Origin of the sequence: Methylotenera sp. (assembly GCF_030684185.1) — a bacterium.
In the GTDB taxonomy this organism is placed as follows: domain Bacteria; phylum Pseudomonadota; class Gammaproteobacteria; order Burkholderiales; family Methylophilaceae; genus Methylotenera.
Genome location: NZ_JAUXOY010000014.1, coordinates 646530 through 667084, shown reverse-complemented (window position 1 = coordinate 667084; position 20555 = coordinate 646530). Strand labels below are relative to the sequence as shown.

The window sequence follows — 20555 nt, the reverse complement described above, 5'->3', positions numbered from 1 at the left end:
TTTTCATTCCTCCAATTTTAGGTACAACACATAGATTTGAACGTAAATCTTGCGGAATAATAGGGTGAATAAATGCATTGCGAAAGTGACATAAAGTCGCGCGGTACGTTGTCGCGCGGTACGTTGTCGCGCGGTATGTTGTCGCGCGACGATATGTCGCATTCTAAGTTTAGCAATCCTCTATATAATATCGGCTATGGCAACACACGCTCAAACACGGTCAATTTACCCTATCAGTCATTTGGCGCTTGAAAACCCATCACGCCGAAACCTGAAACGCCTGTTTTTATTGCGTAGCGTGATGATCGCTTTCATGCTTTCCGCCACCATGGCGCTGTTTTACTTGCATATCCCATTACCTAAATTGCCCATTGCTCTTGCAGTAGGTGGCATGTTGCTTATCAACTTAATGACCATGCTACGTTTACAAAAACATAGCAATGTAAATGACATAGAGCTGTTATTGCAGCTCTTGGGCGATTTAGCAGCGCTAACCATGCTGTTTTACTATACTGGCGGATACAGCAACCCGTTGGTTTGGATGTACCTATTGCCCCTCACCGTGGCGGCAGTTGCATTAAAACGTGAGCATGCATGGCTACTAACAGCCATTGCGGTAGCCTGTTATTCAACTTTAGTGTTTTATTATGTGCCGCTATCACATTTACACATGCACGACTTGGCTGGGCAGACTCTAGACATTCACTTAGTGGGCATGTGGCTAGGCTTTGTGGTAAGCGCTGGCATCATTGCCTTTTTTATCACCCGCATTGGACAAAGTTTGCGCGACTATGACCGCGTGTTAGCATCAATCCGTGAAAAATCACTTGAAAGTGAGCGCATGCTGGCGCTCGGCACACTTGCTACCAGCGCGGCACACGAGCTAGGTACACCACTTGCCACTATGGCAGTGATCAGCAAAGAGCTTGCGCATGATTTGGCTAGTCAACCTGAACAATTACAGCAATTAGATATTATGGTTCGGCAGATTTTACGTTGCAAAGAGATCTTATCCTCTATCACACGTGATGCGGGTAAAGGCCGCGCTGATGCTGGTCATGGCATGGCGTTACGTGAGTATCTACAAGAAGCTATTCAGCGTTGGCGCGATACGCGACCAGCTACTGAACTGGTGATTACACTTAGCGAAAATATTGATAATCCGTTAATCTTTACAGATAAAACCCTCACGCAGGCACTACAAAATCTACTAGACAATGCAGCGGACGCCTCTCCAGAGCGTATATTGCTTGATGCCGAGTGGGATGAAACTGTGCTAAAAATCAATATCCGTGATTTTGGTGCAGGGATAACAGAGGACGTTGCAAAGCATTTAGGCAAACCATTTTTCACTTCAAAAAGTGAAAAAGGCATGGGGCTGGGCGTGTACCTAACGCACACCACGCTAGCCCGCTATGAAGGCGAGCTTAACCTCAGCAACCATGTGGACGGTGGCGTACTGACCACCGTAACATTACCATTAAAAAAATTAAAGGTGAGTCAATGAGTATGATTATAGCCGATGAAAAACCAACATTATTACTGGTAGATGACGATGCGGAATTTTTAAGCGTGCTTGCACCTGCAATGCACAAGCGCGGCTTTTTAGTTTCCACCGCAAATAGTGCAGAAGCCGCATTTGAGCTTGCTAAAAATGATGCCCCGGAATTTGCCGTGGTTGATCTTAAAATGTCAGGCAACTCTGGCTTGGTGCTCGTTCGGCAACTTGCAAGCCTAGATGCAGGGACTAAAATTGTTGTACTCACTGGGTATGCGAGCATTACCACTGCGGTTGAAGCCATCAAATTGGGTGCAACACACTATCTTGCCAAGCCTGTAGATGCAGACGAGATTGTTTCCGCTTTTGAAAAGAAAAATGGCGATGCAGAGATAGAACTATCTTCAAATCCACTTTCTATTGACCGTTTAGAATGGGAGCATTTGCAACGCGTTTTAGCCGAAAATGGTGGTAACATCTCCGCCACTGCTAGAAGCTTAAATATGCACCGGCGCAGTTTGCAAAGAAAATTAAACAAACCTCCAAGTAAAAATAAAAACATTATTGATTAGAAAGACTTCTCATGGCCGCAGGCAGTTTACTAGCGCTTTTAGACGATATAGCAACCATACTGGACGATGTTTCAGTGATGACCCAAATGGCCGCAAAAAAAACAGCGGGGGTATTGGGTGACGATTTAGCTTTAAATGCGCAGCAAGTGAATGGTGTAGCAGCCGCGCGTGAGTTGCCAGTGGTATGGGCTGTGGCGAAAGGTTCGTTTATTAACAAGCTAATATTAGTGCCTGCCGCACTTGCCATTAGCTACTTTACACCTTGGGCAATCATCCCTTTATTGATGATAGGTGGTGCATATTTATGCTTTGAAGGTTTTGAGAAAATTGCGCACAAATTTCTACACCAGACGAAAGAATACAACGATCATAATACTGCTTTAGAGCAGGCTATAGCTGACCCAAAAGTGGACTTAGTGACTCTAGAAAAAGATAAGATCAAAGGCGCAATTCGCACGGACTTTATCTTATCGGGTGAAATTATAGTGATTGCGCTAGGTACGGTGGCTACTGCTGATTTTGGCAAACAAGTAGCCGTGGTCTCGGCGATTGCCATCATTATGACGATAGGCGTATATGGTCTAGTGGCTGCTATTGTTAAGCTGGATGACCTTGGCCTGCACTTAATGCTCCAAAAAGGTAAAAGTCTTTACAAACAATTATTACGTAAAATCGGCGAGAAATTATTAGCTGCAGCACCTTACTTAATGAGAAGCCTAACGATACTTGGTACTATCGCTATGTTTGTTGTAGGTGGCAGCATTATTGGGCATGGCATTCCGGCGGTCCATCACTTTAATCAGCTAAATGCCGATTATTTACGTGATTTACCAGCTATCGGCAGTATATCAGCGACTATTCTGCCGATTCTGACAGATGCGATATTAGGCTTAATAGTAGGAGCAGTTTGTGTAACCTTATTTGAAATGGCCAATAAGGTGCTGCCTAAAAAACAGTAATCTTAAGTTTTTTGAGTTTGGTCTAAATCACGCAATTGAAGCTCTAATTTTCGGATGCGCTCCAGAAAAACCAGCGTCAAGGCAAATGCATTTGGCTCAAGTTCAAAATCCTGCTTAAGCCTTGAAAGCGTGCGCACTGAAACGACACAGTGGCTATTAAAACGCCAGTCGTCATCGGCTAGCTTGTTCGGGATAAGCGCGCCACTTTCCACCAAATGACGTAATTCTTGTTGCGTTAGTCCAGACAACTCAATAAGTTCATCAAGAGACACGTCATGTTGCTCATCAAGCCAGATTAATTCAGGGAAATCAATATTCATGTCAGCTCTCCTACTCGAAATGCGCGCGTGGATTAAAGGTTGAAGCTTTTGCCAACTCTTTAAATAATTCACGCTCCCTGTCACTTAATTTTGCTGGCACTACAATTTGTATAACTGCGTAAAGATCGCCATGCTCTTGATTATGTTTTGGTAGCCCACGCTTACCGATGCGAAGTTTTTGACCGCTTGCGATGCCTTCTGGCACTTTGAGATTCACTGCACCCTCTAGCGTTGGCACTTTAATCGTCGCGCCTAAGGCTGCCTCCGTCACAGTCAGCGGCAAATCGAGATAAAGATCATGATCGACCACTTTAAATAACCGATGTGGAATAAAGCTGATATTCAAGTAAAGATTGCCATCAGAGCCACCATTGGCACCCTTACCACCTTTACCTCTCAGTAACATTTTCTGGCCGTTAGTCACACCCTTTGGGATACGTGCTTTAAAGGTATGCGGTACGCGTTTTAATTGGCCTTGCTGATCATATTCAGCCACTGTAAAACTTAAATCCAATGTCGTGCCATGAAGCGCATCTTCAAGAGAAATTTGCGTAGCCAATTCATAATCTTGCCCTGGTATTGGCATGCTACGACCTTGATGCTGCGACCCTTGTCTGCCTTTAGAAAAGCTTGCGAACAAATCAGATAAATCAACATCATCAAATGAATATTCCTGACCACCTCTGCTGCCAGACCAATTTGGTGGCGGCCTGAATTCCTGACCAGATGGATGGCGGCCTAATTCATCGTAAGCGGCACGTTTTTCTGCATCTTTCAAAGTGGCGTAAGCTTCTCCTATCTCTTTAAACTTTTCCTCACCCGCAGGGTCTTTTGAAACATCAGGATGATATTGATGGGCAAGCTTGCGGTAGGCCTTTTTAATCTCATCAGCGGTTGCCGTTCGTGCAACGCCTAAAATCTCATAGTAGTCTTTAAACTTCATGATTGGTTAAACGTCTCGGTGCTGCCGATGAAAACGTGTGCCATGACATTTACCGCAAGGCGGAATATGGCCAGGTTTATGAAAATGTAAAGTAGCTTTGCATTGATCACAAACCAAGGTACCCAAACCAATAATCTCACCTGTGTGATATTCCGCATTCGCTGCCATATATTTAAACTTTAATAACTCAAGCGTAGTTTTATCGGTGGCTTCTGTAAATTTTTTCCATAATTCATTTTTAATCAGCATTAAATCGAAGCCAAGCCAATCTTTGAGCTCTTTGCCAGTTTCATTCATGTGATGCGCTGCATCTAACAAATCACGCTTAATGGATTGTTCTAACTGAATCACATCATCAATAATGCTGGATTTACTTGCGGATTTCTGCTCCGCAGCCGCACCATCTAGTAACTCATGGATACTAGTGTCAGTTTGCTTTGATTTATTTAAGGCATTTTCTAATGATGATTCATATGCTTGATCTACGGCATCATTTGCCTCTTGCGGGGGTTGAGTCTTGTTCATGATGACGGCCTTTCTGCTTAATTTGAGTATGCATTAACTAAAGACTGACTGTAAAACACTCAACTAAAATCTAACCTTGCGCTATTCAGTTCAGTAAGTTAATCATACTACTAAACTTGATAGAGTGAAGCTTAAATAGCAACATACGCAAGGAAACTATAAGCCTCGTTGCGTATGTATAAACCTCATGAATAACCCAGTAAAACTTGGCTGATAGATAACTTAATCCAGCTTTTCTATGCCCATCGCTTTAAGTACATACTTCTCGTAGATTGGCTCTGAACTGCCTTTTTTCATTTTGTAGATAAAGTATTTCTCAAAAGCAATTTTGGCTAAATGCACCCATTTACCTTTTTTAATCCAGTTCACATTACGCGGAGGAATCTGCGGTAATGCAACAAAAGCCGCGCCTGTGCTACCCATGTCAGCCAGACAAATCGCATTCCAGGTGCCTTTTGCATCGGCTGTTTGCCCTGCAATGTCTGCAGCGATGTTATGCACGAGTGCCGTCACCATTGATTCAATCATATAGCCGGTTTTAGGTGCGCCTGTAGGCACGGGCGTGACTTCAACGGGGGGAATAGCCACACATACGCCTGCGGCAAAAATGTTTTTATACTTTTTGCTACGTTGATGCTCATCAATCAACACAAAGCCTCTTGGGTTGCATAAACCTTCCACTGCGGCCACAGGGTCAACACCTTTAAAGGCTGGAAGCATCATAGAAAATTTGAACGGTAACTCATGCTCCTTCACAACATTGCCACTCTTGTCATGCTCAGCCACAAACATTTTGCCTGCTTCAACTTTGGTAACTTTGGCATTGGTAATCCACTTAACATCATTATTACGGTATTCAGATTCCAGCATACCCTTAGAATCGCCTACGCCACCCAAACCCAAGTGGCCAATATAAGGTTCGCTGGTAATATAAGTAATAGGCACTTTGTTACGAATTTTCTTTTTACGTAAATCTGTATTCATGATGAATGTGAACTCGTAGGCTGGGCCAAAGCAGCTTGCCCCTGGCATGGCACCAATAATGACTGGTCCTGGATCTTTAATAAATTCCTGATAGGCATCCCACGTTTTCTCTGCATGATCTACCGAGCAGATTGAGTGCGTATGACCGCCGTTTGGCCCAGAGCCTGGCACTTCGTCAAAGGACAACTTGGGCCCCGTCGCAATTACCAAATAGTCATAATTTAAATTGTCGCCATTAGCGAGTTGCAGTGTATTTTGTTCCGCATCTATTTTGGTAACGGCCTCTGCAATAAAATTAATGCCCTTTTTTTCCAGGTATGGACGAATCGGAAAAGTGATTTTTTCGCGCTTGCGCCAACCCACCGCAAGCCAGGGATTGGATGGCACAAATTGAAAATAATCCACCGTATTCACCACGGTAATCTGGTGTTTATTGCCTACCTTAGCTTTCAGCTCGTAAGCGGCGGGCATTCCACCAACCCCTGCGCCCATGATGACGATATGTGCCATATTCTTATCCTTAGTTAAAAATCACTGCTTTATTAATAGTGGGACCCATGATGTTATTTTGAAACTACATCCAACTTACGCTTGATTGAAATTGCACCGCGAATTTCCCCAACACTGTAACCAGTCGCCTTGTCATCTGGATATTCCTTTGCCAGCAGCGCTTTCATGCCGGCTGAAATATCAGCAGGTTTGCCGTGGCATTGCAGGCATTGTGGCTGAGTTGGAATTGCTTTCATATAACGAAACCAACGTCCATCCGCATCCTTGCTCACGGTGGAAGCCTCCATATTATCTGCGGGCTTACCTTCGCGCTGCGCTTGGTCAAAACTCTCTAACACCTGTTTTTCCCAGGCATCTGGGGTACCCAGCACTTTGTTGCGAGCTTTCAGAGATACACGTTTAAGTTCGCGCCCATCTTTGGAATAATCTGCTGCCATTGCAGGGGCGATGACCTTGCATACTGGAATGGCATTCTCAGCACCCACGCTTTCCAACTGCTCTTTTTGCACACCGCCCAGTTTTTTTCTAAACTCCAGTGCAGTGTTGCGGCTTTCATCCAAATATTTTGCTGATGCCGCTTCGTTACTGATTTTACTGGCGCAGGCTGGTGCTGTCAGCACTAATAACACCAAAGCGGTTTTTATAATAATGCTGTTCATTTTTTTCTCCTAAATTATTTACTTGGTTGTTTTTAAGCCGTCTTTATCCCAGGCAATAATGCCGCCTGTGAGGTTGTAAACCTTGGTAAAGCCTGCAGCTTGCAGCGTACTGGCAGCCTTTGCCGAGCGCTTGCCGCTGCGGCACTGCACGACCACATTGCTGTCTTTGTATTGTGTAAGTTCACTGAGCCTGCTTGCAACTTGCGCTAAAGGAATATGTATCGCACCAGCGATATGCCCCTCATTCCACTCATTGTCTTCGCGCACATCTACAATAATGGCTTTCTGCTCAGAGAACATTGCGGCAGCCTCTTTAGGTGAAATCGTAGGAAGATCTGATGGTGCACACCCTGCCAACAACAATCCGACTGAAGCTAGTCCGATTAGAATCCAATTCGAAAATTTTTGATTAATGCTTTGTTTTGTCATGAGTTTTTTCCTATTCCTGAATATAAATTACTTGAGTAAAAATTATTTAGCAGTAAGTAACTGATTGATTTCCTGCAATCGTGGCTCGCCTAACTCGCCTGCTGAAGCTGAAAGGTTTATTTGTGCCAGCAACATTTGATAACGGCTGCGATACAGTGCAAGGCGTGTGTTGTAAAGCTCCTGCTCCGAATTCAACACATCGAGCGTGGTGCGGTCACCCACATCGCGCCCTACACGGGTAGAATCAAGTTTGATTTCAGCGGAACGCTCTGCTTGCTCTAATGCCTTGACCTGCCCCTGCCCTGTGGTGACTGCCAGCCATGCAGTCCTTGCTTCCCGCGCCGCCTGCTGACGTACATAATCAGTCTGGTTACGGACCTTGTCTTCCAGCGCCAGCGCTTCTTGATATCGCGCCTCGCGCATACCGCCGCTATAAAGGGGAATAGTTAACTGCACACCAAGACTCATCTGACGATTGGTCACATCGGCGTCATTACCGCTTAAGCCCTGCAAACGATCGCCACCTGCAAGTGCAACCAGATTAACGACAGGAGCGTATTTCGCTTGAAATTTTCCGCTTTCGGTGTGTGCGATTTCCTGCTGAAGCTGCTGTGCATGCACTAATGGATGGCTACTTTGCGCACGTGCTAACCAACTCTGTAAATCTCCACTCGCGATACTTGGCAGCTTAGCTTTTTGTGGCAGCGGCACTAATGCAGCATCCTGATTGCCAGTAACATCAGCCAAAGCCGCGCGTGAAAGCTGTAGATTACTTTCTGCCTCAAGCACCTGCGAAGCCAGTAAATCATAGCGTGCCTGTGTTTCATGGGTATCAATCACAGCGACGTCGCCCTCTTTAAAGCGCGTTTGGGCACTCGCCAGCGCCTCGGCAACCGCTGCCTGCTGTGACTTAAGTGTTGACAGCGTATCTGCTGAAAGCAAGGTGTCGAAATAGGCCTGAGCTACACGCTGCATCAGTTGCTGCTCATCCAGAGTCAATTGCACTTCAGCGATTTGCGCCTGTTTGTTGAGTTGCTCTACGGAGCCATTGCGCGCGGCATCATAAAGAGGATACTCCGCGCGCAGATTTAAGTTCAGGTTCAGTCCGGCATCAGTTCTGGTGCGAAAATCTGTTGTGCCACTTGCACCAGCACCGCCGCCAGCAAATTGTGCATTTGAAAACTGTGCATTGCTGATTTTATTGTCGCTATTTACCCCCGCCATGCCCGCATTAAGCGTCACTTGCGGGCTTTTTAGCGCCTGTGCCTGCAAGGTTTTGGTACGACCCGCTTCAGCACCTGCGCGAGCAGCGGCAAATTGCGGATCGTAAGCACGGGCAGCCTGCCAAGCTTCCAGCAGGTCTAAAGCATGCGCCTGACTTGTAATCAGCGACAGTAGCAGTACTGAAGCTTTGGCAGTTTTTTTCATCAACATGATTAGATAATCCCTTAGCAGCCTGCGCGTATACCCAGTTTGCGCAAAATATTTTCCATCAAACACCAGTTAGTCAAACCGCTTTGAAACAGATTCACACCAATAAAAGCGGTAAAGTACAACCAATATTGACTCACGAATAACGGGCTTTCTGACACGCCCAATGCAAGCGATAACAAAATCAATAAGCCTGCAATAATACGAACCAATTTCCATGAAGTCATGTGTAACTCTCCTGAATGTTATTAATTAAATTTACCTAGCCAAACTTATGGCGATATGCAACAAAGTACAGCAACGGAATCACAATCAGCGTCAGTACCGTTGAAACAAAAATACCGAATATCAACGAGATAGCTAAACCATTAAATATGGGGTCATCCAAAATAAAGAATGCGCCTAGCATGGCAGACAACGCCGTCAGCACGATAGGCTGCGCACGGGTGATGGCGGAGTTGATAACAGCCTCTTTAAACGGCTTGCCTGAGGCGACTTCCAGATTGATAAAATCAACTAATAAAATCGAGTTGCGTACAATAATCCCCGCCAATGCAATCATGCCTATCATAGACGTGGCCGTGTATTGCGCACCCAGCAACGCATGTCCAGGCATCACGCCAATAATAGTGAGCGGAATTGGCGCCATGATAATCAAAGGCGTTAAATACGAGCCGAATTGTGCAACCACAAGCAGATAAATCAATATCAAACCAACAGCATAAGCTGCGCCCATGTCACGAAAAGTTTCATACGTCACCTGCCATTCGCCATCCCATTTAAGGGCATAACCGCGTTGGTTATCTTCTGGCTGGCTGATAAATGACTCGCCTAGTTTGCCGCCGCCTGGAACTTGTATTTCACTCACAGCTTGACGCATGCTAAACATGCCATACAACGGGCTATCCAGTTTACCTGCCATATCAGCCACTACATAATTCACAGGCAGTAAATCTTTATGAAAAATAGGCTGCTCGCGCAAGGTGTTTTCTATCGTTACCAGTTCACGTATTGGCACCAGCTTACCGCTTGCTGTTGATACTGAGAGTTTGAGTAAGTCTTCAATATCGCCCTGCGCATCAACTGGTAAACGTAAGCGGGTACCAGCGGGATACTTAGTAGCATCATGCATATAAGTCACGTCTTCCCCAGCTAAGCCAGTTCGTAAGGTGCTAACGATCGCCGCTTGTGAAACGCCTAATAAAGCCGCCTTTTTCTTATCTACGACAAGCTCTATTTTCATAGCATCAGCAATACCGCTGTTATCGGTATCCACAATGCCTTCAGTGCTATCAAACACCTGTTGAACTTGTCTCGCCAGCTTTAGCCTGTCAGCGTCGACTGGCCCGTAAATTTCAGCCACAATCGGCGAAATGACTGGTGGGCCAGGTGGGACCTCCACAACTTTAACCTTTACCACATGGTCTTTGGCACTCATTTCACGAGCAATCTTTTGCAATTCTGGCCTGACACGGCTGGCGATAGCATGACTTTGTTCACTGCGATGGTGCTTATCAACCAAATTAACCTGAATATCGCCAACCTCTCCACCCGCCCTAAGGTAGTACTGACGCACCAACCCATTAAAATTGATAGGCGCAGAAAGTCCTACATAAGCTTGGTAATTAGTCACTTCCGGCACTGTCGATAGATAAGCGGTCATGGCGTGCAGTACGCTGGCGGTAGTTTCTGGCGGAGTCCCTGCAGGCATGTCCACCACCACCTGAAATTCGGATTTGTTATCAAATGGCAGCATTTTTAGCACCACCAGTTTGCCTGCTGGCAAGGCTAGCGATAGAACAATCAGCCCAAGTACAGCTAGCCACAAATTACGCCGATTCTTTTTACCTTTTGTCTCACTCAGAAATGGATTAAAAATTAGTGTAAAGACAGGTGCAATCTTTTTAGTCAGCGCATCTTCATGGTGCGTATGGCGCAACCATTTACGAGATAACCAGGGCGTAATCACAAAAGCCACCGCCAGCGAAATGAGCATACCCATACTTGCGTTAATCGGAATCGGGCTCATATAAGGGCCCATTAATCCAGTCACAAAGGCCATGGGTAATAGCGCGGCAATCACCGCCAGCGTAGCCAAAATCGTCGGCCCGCCCACCTCATCTACCGCAATCGGGATAATTTCTGTCAGGCTCGCGGTAGGTTTAAGCTTCATATGCCGATGAATGTTCTCGACCACCACAATGGCATCATCGACCAAAATACCAATCGAGAAAATCAACGCAAATAGTGAAACACGGTTAAGCGTAAAACCCCATGCCCATGAAGCAAATAACGTGGCTGTTAATGTGAGGATAACTGCGACGCCGACTATCGCCGCCTCGCGGCGACCCAGCGCTAAAAATACCAGCGCGATAACAGCAGAAGTCGCAAAAATAAGCTTCTGTATGAGTTTTTGTGCTTTATCATTGGCGGTTTCACCGTAGTTTCTGGTGATTTTAACTTCAACGCCCGCAGGAATCAGCACATTTTTCAGGCTATCAATCTGCTTGATGACGGCATCGGCTACTGCTACAGCATTTTGACCGGGTTTTTTTGTGACACTCAGCGTAACTGCAGGATATTCAACTACGTTTTTACCTGCTTCGCCATACCAGACATAACGTTCGGCAGGCGGCGGGCCATCATGAATGTCAGCAACCTCGCCAAGATATACCGGGCGGCCATTATGTAACCCAACGACCAACTCGGCAATATCTTGCGCATCAGTAAAATACTTTCCCACCTCAACTGCAATGGACTGATTAGCATTCGTCACTTCGCCAAGCGGCGCGCCAAGATTGGCCGATTGCAACGCACGGCGCATATCTGCAATCGTCACATTAGCTGCCGCCATGCGCACTGGATCAACATCAATATTTACCGCGCGACCTGGCCCGCCAAGCGTCACCACCTCGCGCGTACCTTTTACATGTTTAATTTCAGCTTCCAGCGCATGTGCCACACGCTCAAGTTCATACGCACCATCCTGATTATTTTTGGCATATAAGGTGGCGGTTAAAATAGGTACATCATCAATGCCCTTAGGTTTAACAATGGGCTCACCCACACCTAGGTTTTTTGGTAACCAATCCTGATTTGATTGTATGGTGTTGTAAAGGCGCACCAATGCTTCGGTACGCGGCACGCCGACTTGAAACTGCACAGTAATCACCGACATGCCGGGGCGGGAAACTGAAGTGACATGCTCTACGTCAGCTATTTGTGAAAGTACTTGCTCAGCAGGAACCGATACCATTTGCTCCACATTTTTTGCTGAAGCTCCAGGAAATGGAATCAGCACATTCGCCATTGTCACATTGATCTGCGGCTCTTCTTCTCGAGGTGTCACCAGCACGGCAAACACGCCAAGCAGCAATGCTACCAAAGCAATCAATGGCGTAATTTGCGCCGATAGAAAATACTTAGCGATACGCCCAGATACACCTAATTTCTGCTTTCCCAATTCGTGCTTACCTAATTCTTCATGATTGTTAGTAGTCACAGATACCCTTACTTAACATTCGCGGCTGCAATTGGGTCGAGTGCGACCAACTCACCAAGCTGTAACCCGGCAAAGACTTCAATATTTTCGCCTTGCTTACGACCCAACCGCACTTGTCTTAGTTGTGGACGGCCTTGCTTATCAACCACATATACTGCCATCAATTCACTACGCTTAATCACAGACTTTACTGGCACAAAAATTTGACCTTTGCCTTTTACATCATTCACAGGCAGCATGGCGCGAGCAAACATGCCTGGCCTGACGCTAGCTAAATTCTGAGGCAGCGTTAGCCGTACCATAGACATATTGCTCACTGAATCAGCTGTAGGCAATACCGTTAAATTTGTGCTGATTACACTACGCTCCCCCTCATTAGCTGCAGGCACTTGTATATTTATACTTGGTCCAGCCTTTAAATTAGCTAGCTGGCTTTGCGGCACATTCACTCTAACGCGAAATCCACTTGGGTCGTATAACGCAAGTATGGGCTGACCTGGCATTGCCATGCCGCCCACCTCTGTCATCACCTCGGCGATCACCCCAGAATAAGGTGCATTAATGGTATGCAAACCTGTTTGCACGCTTGACATGCCGGTTTGCGCAAGTTGCGCTTTGGTTTGTGCTTCGGCTGTTTTGTAATCTGATTCAGCACGTTCAAGCGCTGCCTGGCTGATATATTGCTTTTCGTACAGACGATGCTTGCGCTCATATTCTTTGCGAGCTGCATTTAATTGCGCCTGCGCTGCCGCTACTTGCGCCTGATTTGACATCGCTTGCTGTGCCGCCATACGGGTATCGATACGCACAAGCAGCTGACCAGTTTTGACGTAATCGCCAGCCTTTACAGGCAGCGCGGTAATGCTGCCAGACACCTGTGGCGCAATCACACTGCTTTTAACAGCTTCCACAACACCTTCAGCTGTAAAAGTGAGCGCACTATTAGACTGTTTAACAGTGACTGTTGCTAAGCTGGCAGCTCCTGCAACAGAAGGCAAGGCGATGTTTACAAAGCCCATAACAAAAACCAAGAACCACTGATATTGTTTAATCAAACTTATTTTTCCTTAAGATAACGCTTGAACAAGTTAAGCCCAGCAAATATTTAATCACTATATTACCATATAGTTATATAGTCAATATATTAATATGGTGTATAATTTATTTTTATCTAATATATGGCAGATATTAAAGACATGAGCAAACTTGATGACAAAGCGCTTCAGCACGTAGCCAAGTACTTTAAGGCATTGGCTGAGCCTATGCGGCTCAAAGTGCTGAATGCACTGCAAGATGGCGAAAAAAATGTGGGACAACTGACAGAATTGTCTGGCGGCACTCAGGCCAATATTTCCAAGCATCTTTCATTGCTTGATCAGTACGGCTTGGTTAAGCGTGAGTCTCGTGGGAACTGCGTGTTTTACAGCATTGCAGACCCAAGTGTTTACGAGCTGTGTGAGTTAGTCTGCGGGCAAATAGGTGTGCGCATGTCGCAAGAAACAGATATTAGTAAACTATTTACTGCCGCGCAACAAAGCGCACAGTAATGTGATGCCAGCAACGCAAAACAAGTATCGTAAAGCTAGAAAAAAATTAAATATAAAAGCTTTTAATCATTGCTGAATCGCTCTTCACGCCATGGGTCAGCGTAGTTATGATAACCACGTACTTCCCAGAAGCCTGGTTTATCTTCCGCATGAAGTTCAATCGCCTTTAACCACTTCGCACTCTTCCATGCATAACGTTTAGGCACCACCATGCGGACAGGGCCGCCATGCTCACGCGTGAGTGGCGCCCCCAAGACTGAATGTGCAATTATCACGTCATCATCCAACAAAGCCTCAAGTGCAATATTGGTGGTGTAACCATCGTAGCCATGCAAGGTTACAAATTTAGCCGTACTTAAAGGTGCGACTAACTCCAGAACATGTTGAGCACGAACACCCTGCCATTCCATATCAAGCTGACTCCAACGCGTAACACAGTGAAAATCTGAAACATCGGTGATTTGCGGTAACGCTAAAAAGGCTGCCCAGTCAAGAAGAAGTTCATTTTCAACCAAACCATAGACATGAAGCGACCATTCTTCTTTAGTCACAGTTGGTTTGATGCCGATATCTAACACAGGAAAGTTTTTAACCTGATTTTGTCCGGCAGGCACACGGCTATTGGTATTTGTTTTACCAGGCTGATTACCCTTCTTTGCAAGGACGACTTTACCTGCTATAAATTTCTTCCAGTCTGGCATATAGTGCCCTAAAGCTAAGTGACAATTAGTTCGGTTTTTTAAAACTATCCAGCAATAGCAGCCCCACACCTACACAAATCGCACTATCTGCCACGTTAAACGCTGGCCAATACCAACCTTGATAGTAAAAACTCAGGAAGTCCACCACATAACCTAATGTAAGGCGGTCATACAAATTACCAATTGCACCGCCCAACACTAAGGCCAAGCCCAGGCAAAAAAGTTTCTCCGTATGATGTTTTCTAATAAGGTAAGTAATCACAACAATGGCAACAGTTGAAATGCCACTAAAAAACCACTTTTGCCAACCACCAGCATTGGCCAGAAAACTAAAGGCCGCACCTTCGTTGTGATAACGCACTAAATCAAAAAAACTCGTGATGGTTAAAACGTCTCCATAAGCAAACGCGCCCTCTATCAAATGCTTGGTGTAGAGATCTAACGCGACCACAATTGCGCTAATAGTAAGCCATTTACGCATGGGTACGTCCCTCACCAGAACCAAATAAATTGCTTACACAGCGGCCGCATATTTGCGGATGTGCCGGGTCTGATCCAACATCGGCACGATAATGCCAGCAGCGGTCACATTTAGCATGTGTGCTTGGCGTTACTTTGACGCGATATTGAAGCGTTTCCGTGTCAATACTGCTCTCTTTATGCAAGGTTACACGTGAAGTAATCATCGCAAAACGCAAATCATCACCCAAACTTGCCAGCATGTCATAAGTAGCCAGTGAAGCATAAATATCCAGCTCAGCTTGTAATGAAGAACCCACTTGCCCAGCGCCGCGATGCACTTCAATTTCTTTTGCCGCTTGGCTACGCACTTCAATAACCTTTTCCCAAGCCTGCAAGCGCTCTTCGCCTAAACCATGCGCTGGCAACATGTACCAAACATCCTCAAACACAGTTTTATCTGCATCCAGCGCTAGTGTTTGCCAGATTTCATTAGCAGTAAAGCTCAAAATCGGAGCAATCAAGCGCATCATGCAATGTGTAATATGGTGCAACGCACTTTGCGCGGCGCGGCGCGCATGCGAGGTTTCACCTGCAGTATAAAGTCTATCTTTGAGAATATCTAAATAGAAACCACCTAAATCTTCTGAACAGAAACTAACAAATTTTTGTACTGCCAGATGAAATTCATAACGGTCGTAATCTGCTAATACCTCTGTTTGCAACCTTTCAGTTAAATGCAATGCATAACGGTCAATTTCCAACCACTCGCTCACTGGCAATATGTCTTTACTTGCATCAAAATCTGCGATATTCGCCAATAAGAACTTCATCGTGTTGCGAATACGTCGGTAACTTTCTGCCACACGTTTCAAGATTTCATCTGAAATCGTCAGTTCACCGGAATAATCCGTGGAGGCTGTCCATAAACGCAGAATATCCGCACCATAAGTATCCATCACCTTTTGCGGTGCGACGACGTTGCCTTTGGATTTGCTCATTTTATGGCCAGAACCATCAACCACAAAACCATGTGTAAGCAAGGCTTCATAAGGTGCGCGGCCATCAATCGCACAGCCTGTAAGCAAGCTTGATTGAAACCAGCCACGATGCTGGTCTGAACCTTCAAGATACAAATCTGCAGGAAACTGCAATTCAGGACGACGCTTTAACACTGCGGCATGCGTTGCGCCTGAATCAAACCAAACATCAAGCGTATAGGTTACTTTTTTATAATCTGCCGCATTTAAAGCTTCATGCGTTGCCAAAAAAGCTGCGCCATCTAAACTAAACCAAGCTTCAACACCGCGCGCCTCTATAAGCAATGCTGCTGCTTCAAGCAATTCCGCAGTTTGTGGATGAGGGTCACCCGTTTCTTTATGCACAAAAAACGGCATCGGAACACCCCAGTTACGTTGGCGCGACACGCACCAGTCTGGACGGTTTTTAATCATGGCCTCTAACCGTGCACGACCCCAAGATGGGAAGAATTCAGTCGCATCTACCGCTTTATTAGCGTATTCACGCAGACTGATACCAACCGCATCTTGCTCGTACATACCAATAAACCATTGGTGTGTGGCCAGTTGCATCAATGGCGTTTTATGGCGCCAGCAATGTGGAAAGCTGTGATTCAAGCGCGCACTAGCAAGCAAAACACCGCTCTCCGTCATAGCCGCTAAAATCACCTTATTAGCTTCCTGCCTTGTCAAACCACGAATCGCTTCAAACTCAACCAAATCACTATTAAAGAACTTGCCATCGCCTCCCATTAAAATGCGTGGTTTTTCATTGGGGAAATTCGCCTTCATCACCAACCAGTCATCATTACCATGCGCGGCAGCGGTATGTACCAAACCTGTACCAGCATCTATTGTGACGTGGTCACCGCAAATGATAGGGACTTGACGTTTGTCAAAGGGATGTTGCAAAGCCAGCGTTTCCAAGTCTGAACCTTGGCAACTACCGAGCACTTTCGCACCAACTTCACCATATCGCGCCAAGGTAGCCTCAGCCAAATCATGCGCTAAAATTAACACGCCACGACTTGTTTTAATTAAATCATAGGTAAGATTAGCATTGACTGAAACCGCTTGGTTAGCAGGCAAAGTCCAAGGTGTAGTTGTCCAAATCACAGCATAAATATCGCCATCAAAATTTGTGCTATGGTCAGTATTCTCAATTTTTACAGAAAACTTTGAGCTGGCAAGCGACTTATTGACCACTTTAAACCCCACATCAATCGCTGGCGAGTTCACATCTTCATATTCAACTTCAGCTTCAGCTAATGCAGAGCCACAATCTACGCACCAATGCACGGGCTTGCTTCCTTGGTACAGATAGCCATTTTTATAAATATCACCCAAAGCACGCATGATATCGGCTTCGGTTTTAAAGTCCATTGTCAGGTAGGGATTATCCCAATCACCCAACACACCTAAACGGATAAAGTCTTTCTTTTGACGTTCCACTTGCTCTGCCGCGTATTCACGGCAAAGTTCACGAAATTTTGCCGGGTCACTATTTTTTCCGTGATTTTTTTCTACCACCAACTCAATTGGCAAACCGTGGCAATCCCAGCCTGGTACATAAGGCGCATCAAAACCACTCATGGTTTTAGATTTGATAATGATGTCTTTGAGAATTTTATTCACCGCGTGGCCGATATGAATATCACCATTCGCATAGGGTGGGCCATCGTGCAAAATGAATTTTTTAGCGCCTTTACGTGATTTGCGAATACGCTCGTAAAGTTTTTTGTCCTGCCATTGTTTCAGCCACGCCGGCTCGCGCTTGGCTAAGTCGCCACGCATAGGGAAAGTGGTTTCAGGCAGGTTTAATTTATATTTGTTCTGCTCTTTATTTAGGTCTTCAGTCATTTAAATCTCAAATAAATCTCTATTGTCATTTCGTCGAAATGACAGAATCAAAAAAATCTCTCGCAACTGCTACATCATTTTTAATTTGCGCTTTTAACGCATCTAAACCATCAAACTTCATTTCATCTCGAATTTTGTGCAAAAACTCTACGTGCACATGCTTATCATATAAATTACCATTAAAATCCAGCACGTGAACTTCTAGCATCAGTTTCGATACGCCTGCGATTGTTGGGCGTACGCCTAAATTAGCAACACTGTTCAAACCATCTAATTTTACCGCATACACCCCTGTTAAGGCCGGACGCTCATGCCGCATATGCACATTAGCCGTTGGAAAACCTAGTTGCCGTCCCCGTTTTGCACCATGCACCACTTTGCCACTGATACTGTAAGGGCGATTTAATAACAAGGCTGCTTCACGTAAATCACCTGCAGCTAAAGCTGTTCGTACACGGGTGCTGGAAACTCGGGTAGCAGTTGAATCATTACCCGTTAAATCCACTTGCGGCAAACTAATCAGGTTAAATTTAGCTTCTAAAAAATCTAAAATGGAACCTGCCCGCATGGCGCCAAATCTGAAATCTTCACCTACCAAAATAGCCTGTGCATTAAGCGATTCGCGCAAAATAGTTTGCATAAAATCTTGCGGAGTGATTTTAGCTAAGCGCCGATTAAAACGACACACATAAGTTACTTCAACACCCGCCTCAGCAAAATGCTCAAGCTTTTCGCGCATTGAGCTAAGCCGTGCTGGCGCGCTTTCTGGTGCAAAAAACTCACGCGGATGCGGCTCAAACGTCATCACCGCAGAAGTTAAATTAAGTGTTTTGGCAGTTTCAGTCAGTTTTTTTAATAAAGCCTGATGTCCCAGGTGCATACCGTCAAAATTACCTATCGCCAACGCACACGACTGCTGCAAGCTAGACGGTATGTGCCGATAAACTTGCATTTAACGATTCACCCGACGTATGTAATCTCGCGGCCTGAAACCTAGCAACATCAATGTTGCAAAATAACTTACGCCACCCAATGTTACCAATCCAAAAACGTATAATAAACGCTTGATCAAACTAAAATGTAACCAGGCATTGGTATCACCCATTGCGTAAAAAAGCGTAACGCCCATCACACTTAGACCTACAGCGAGTTTAAGTAGAAAGATAATCCAGCCAGGTTGCGGCTGGTAAATATCAGCTTTACGCAGATGATAATAAAGCAGTGATGCATTGATACAAGCTCCCAAGCCAATCGCCAGCGCCAAACCAACATGCTGCAAATGTAATACAAATATAAATAACACATTCATCACTTGCGTTATCACCAACGTGAAAATACCAATTTTAACTGGTGTTTTAATATTTTGTCGTGCATAAAACCCTGGCGCCAGTATTTTCACCAGAATTAAGCCTAACAAACCCACACTATAGGCAGTCAGCGCTTGTTGTGTCATAGCAACATCAACAACGGTAAACTTACCATAATGAAATAATGCCGCTACCAAAGGTGTTGCCAGCACTGCTAGCGCTACTGCGGCTGGTGCAGCCAATATAAAAGTAAGCCGCAATCCCCAATCTAATAATTGAGAATACTCACCTTGCTCTTTACTGGCATAGGCCTTGGATAAGCTTGGCAAAAGAATCGTACCGAGCGCCACACCTAACACGCCCGTTGGAAACTCCATCAATCTATCAGCATAGTATAGCCAGCTCACACTGCCCGTCACCAAAAATGAGGCGAAAACAGTATTAATAATAAGCGATATTTGTGCGACTGACACACCTAATACTGCGGGGCCCATCAGTTTCAATATACGCCATACACCATCATCATTCAGGTGAAAGTCCAGCTTGGGCAGCAACCCGATTTGCTTTAAGAATGGAATTTGAAAAATTAATTGAAGAAATCCGCCAATAAAAACAGCCCACGCCAACACTTTGATTGGCTCAGCGAAATGGTCTGCAAAAAACAGTACTGCGGCAATCATACTTACATTGAGCCACACCGGCGTAAAAGCAGGAATGCCGAATTTATTGTAGGTGTTCAGCACCCCGCCAGCCATTGAAACCAGAGAAATAAAGAAAATGTATGGGAAAGTAATCCGCAACAACTCAACTGTAAGCTGCATTTTTTCAGGGTTAACTTTAAATCCTGGTGCAATTAGCGTGACTATCCAAGGTGCCGCCAACATACCTAGCAAAGTGACAACCACCAATATCAAGCCCAACCATGTGGCAACACGATTAATCAAGTGATGGGTATCGTCAAAACTACGCTGGCTTTTATATTCAGCTAAAATAGGCACAAAAGCTTGGCTAAACGCACCCTCAGCTGAAATTCTGCGTAATAAATTAGGTATTTTAAAAGCGACAATAAATGCATCACTTAGCATACCAGCACCAAATATCCGCGCTATCAGGGTATCACGCACAAAACCCAGTATGCGCGAGACAAAGGTCATGCTACCAACTTTGGCCAATGCTTTAAGTAGATTCATGCTTGAATTTATGAAAAATTGCTTATTAACAACATATTGCGTGATTTTATCATGCCAGTTACCATCATGCGGCAATTACCTATGATATTTACATGATTTAAACTTGCAATATGTTTTGAAAATAGCTATGATTATGGGCT

20 protein-coding genes are annotated in these 20555 nt (G+C 45.1%); 5 read left to right on the top strand and 15 right to left on the bottom strand.

Annotated features, from left to right (window positions below):
- The first annotated feature begins 72 nt into the window (after window positions 1-72).
- The 4 genes from Q8J82_RS05925 to Q8J82_RS05910 are packed head-to-tail and all read left to right on the top strand — an operon-like array spanning window position 73 to window position 3029.
- Entirely contained in the window at window positions 73-252 is a 180-nt protein-coding gene (locus Q8J82_RS05925) for a hypothetical protein (RefSeq protein ID WP_305326567.1), read from the top strand.
- Window positions 197-1507: an ATP-binding protein gene (locus tag Q8J82_RS05920; protein WP_304891200.1), complete on the top strand. Its 1311-nt coding sequence runs from the start codon at window positions 197-199 to the stop codon at window positions 1505-1507. The genes Q8J82_RS05925 and Q8J82_RS05920 overlap by 56 nt, the downstream gene beginning before the upstream one ends.
- Complete coding sequence (locus Q8J82_RS05915) at window positions 1504-2070, top strand: response regulator transcription factor (RefSeq protein WP_370653559.1); 567 nt, start codon at window positions 1504-1506, stop codon at window positions 2068-2070. Before Q8J82_RS05920 ends, Q8J82_RS05915 begins: the two co-directional genes overlap by 4 nt.
- Window positions 2071-2081: 11 nt before the next feature.
- Window positions 2082-3029 carry a DUF808 domain-containing protein gene (locus Q8J82_RS05910; RefSeq protein WP_304908635.1) on the top strand — a complete coding sequence of 316 codons (948 nt, stop codon included), beginning with the start codon at window positions 2082-2084 and terminating at the stop codon, window positions 3027-3029.
- A gap of 2 nt (window positions 3030-3031) precedes the next feature.
- Here Q8J82_RS05910 and Q8J82_RS05905 read toward each other — a convergent pair whose 3' ends face one another.
- From Q8J82_RS05905 to Q8J82_RS05860, 10 genes are all read right to left on the bottom strand, one after another.
- Complete coding sequence (locus Q8J82_RS05905) at window positions 3032-3349, bottom strand: chaperone modulator CbpM (RefSeq protein WP_304891202.1); 318 nt, start codon at window positions 3347-3349, stop codon at window positions 3032-3034.
- A gap of 10 nt (window positions 3350-3359) precedes the next feature.
- The gene (locus Q8J82_RS05900; RefSeq protein WP_304891203.1) at window positions 3360-4292 is read right to left on the bottom strand and encodes a DnaJ C-terminal domain-containing protein; all 933 of its coding nucleotides are present in this window, start codon (window positions 4290-4292) and stop codon (window positions 3360-3362) included.
- A 6-nt stretch (window positions 4293-4298) separates the two neighbouring features.
- Window positions 4299-4817, bottom strand: coding sequence for a zinc ribbon-containing protein (locus Q8J82_RS05895; protein WP_304891204.1), 519 nt, complete (start codon window positions 4815-4817; stop codon window positions 4299-4301).
- A gap of 222 nt (window positions 4818-5039) precedes the next feature.
- Window positions 5040-6311: an NAD(P)/FAD-dependent oxidoreductase gene (locus Q8J82_RS05890; RefSeq protein WP_304908634.1), complete on the bottom strand. Its 1272-nt coding sequence runs from the start codon at window positions 6309-6311 to the stop codon at window positions 5040-5042.
- Between the two features lie 53 nt (window positions 6312-6364).
- Complete coding sequence (locus Q8J82_RS05885) at window positions 6365-6970, bottom strand: DUF3365 domain-containing protein (RefSeq protein ID WP_304890441.1); 606 nt, start codon at window positions 6968-6970, stop codon at window positions 6365-6367.
- Between the two features lie 18 nt (window positions 6971-6988).
- A complete protein-coding gene (locus tag Q8J82_RS05880) occupies window positions 6989-7399 on the bottom strand; it encodes a rhodanese-like domain-containing protein (RefSeq protein WP_304890440.1) in 411 nt (136 codons plus the stop codon).
- 42 nt (window positions 7400-7441) lie between these two features.
- Window positions 7442-8833 (bottom strand): TolC family outer membrane protein, encoded by a 1392-nt coding sequence (locus Q8J82_RS05875; protein ID WP_304908633.1) that lies wholly within the window; start codon window positions 8831-8833, stop codon window positions 7442-7444.
- A 14-nt stretch (window positions 8834-8847) separates the two neighbouring features.
- On the bottom strand, window positions 8848-9057 hold the full coding sequence (locus Q8J82_RS05870; protein ID WP_304890648.1) for a DUF2892 domain-containing protein: 210 nt from the start codon (window positions 9055-9057) through the stop codon (window positions 8848-8850).
- A 35-nt stretch (window positions 9058-9092) separates the two neighbouring features.
- A complete protein-coding gene (locus tag Q8J82_RS05865) occupies window positions 9093-12332 on the bottom strand; it encodes an efflux RND transporter permease subunit (RefSeq protein ID WP_305327928.1) in 3240 nt (1079 codons plus the stop codon).
- 8 nt (window positions 12333-12340) lie between these two features.
- Window positions 12341-13387 carry an efflux RND transporter periplasmic adaptor subunit gene (locus tag Q8J82_RS05860; RefSeq protein ID WP_304908631.1) on the bottom strand — a complete coding sequence of 349 codons (1047 nt, stop codon included), beginning with the start codon at window positions 13385-13387 and terminating at the stop codon, window positions 12341-12343.
- A 123-nt stretch (window positions 13388-13510) separates the two neighbouring features.
- On the opposite strand from Q8J82_RS05860, the gene Q8J82_RS05855 reads away from it, so the two are divergent.
- Window positions 13511-13879 carry a helix-turn-helix transcriptional regulator gene (locus Q8J82_RS05855; protein ID WP_304908630.1) on the top strand — a complete coding sequence of 123 codons (369 nt, stop codon included), beginning with the start codon at window positions 13511-13513 and terminating at the stop codon, window positions 13877-13879.
- A 62-nt stretch (window positions 13880-13941) separates the two neighbouring features.
- On the opposite strand, the gene Q8J82_RS05850 is transcribed toward Q8J82_RS05855, so the two are convergent.
- The 5 genes from Q8J82_RS05850 to murJ are packed head-to-tail and all read right to left on the bottom strand — an operon-like array spanning window position 13942 to window position 20415.
- Window positions 13942-14580: a sulfite oxidase-like oxidoreductase gene (locus Q8J82_RS05850; RefSeq protein WP_304890652.1), complete on the bottom strand. Its 639-nt coding sequence runs from the start codon at window positions 14578-14580 to the stop codon at window positions 13942-13944.
- A gap of 25 nt (window positions 14581-14605) precedes the next feature.
- Window positions 14606-15061 (bottom strand): signal peptidase II, encoded by a 456-nt coding sequence (lspA, locus tag Q8J82_RS05845; protein WP_305327927.1) that lies wholly within the window; start codon window positions 15059-15061, stop codon window positions 14606-14608.
- Window positions 15054-17918, bottom strand: coding sequence for an isoleucine--tRNA ligase (ileS, locus tag Q8J82_RS05840; RefSeq protein ID WP_305327926.1), 2865 nt, complete (start codon window positions 17916-17918; stop codon window positions 15054-15056). Before ileS ends, lspA begins: the two co-directional genes overlap by 8 nt.
- Before the next feature lie 25 nt (window positions 17919-17943).
- Window positions 17944-18870, bottom strand: coding sequence for a bifunctional riboflavin kinase/FAD synthetase (locus Q8J82_RS05835; protein ID WP_304908626.1), 927 nt, complete (start codon window positions 18868-18870; stop codon window positions 17944-17946).
- On the bottom strand, window positions 18871-20415 hold the full coding sequence (gene murJ, locus Q8J82_RS05830; RefSeq protein WP_305327925.1) for a murein biosynthesis integral membrane protein MurJ: 1545 nt from the start codon (window positions 20413-20415) through the stop codon (window positions 18871-18873).
- Window positions 20416-20555: the final 140 nt, after the last annotated feature.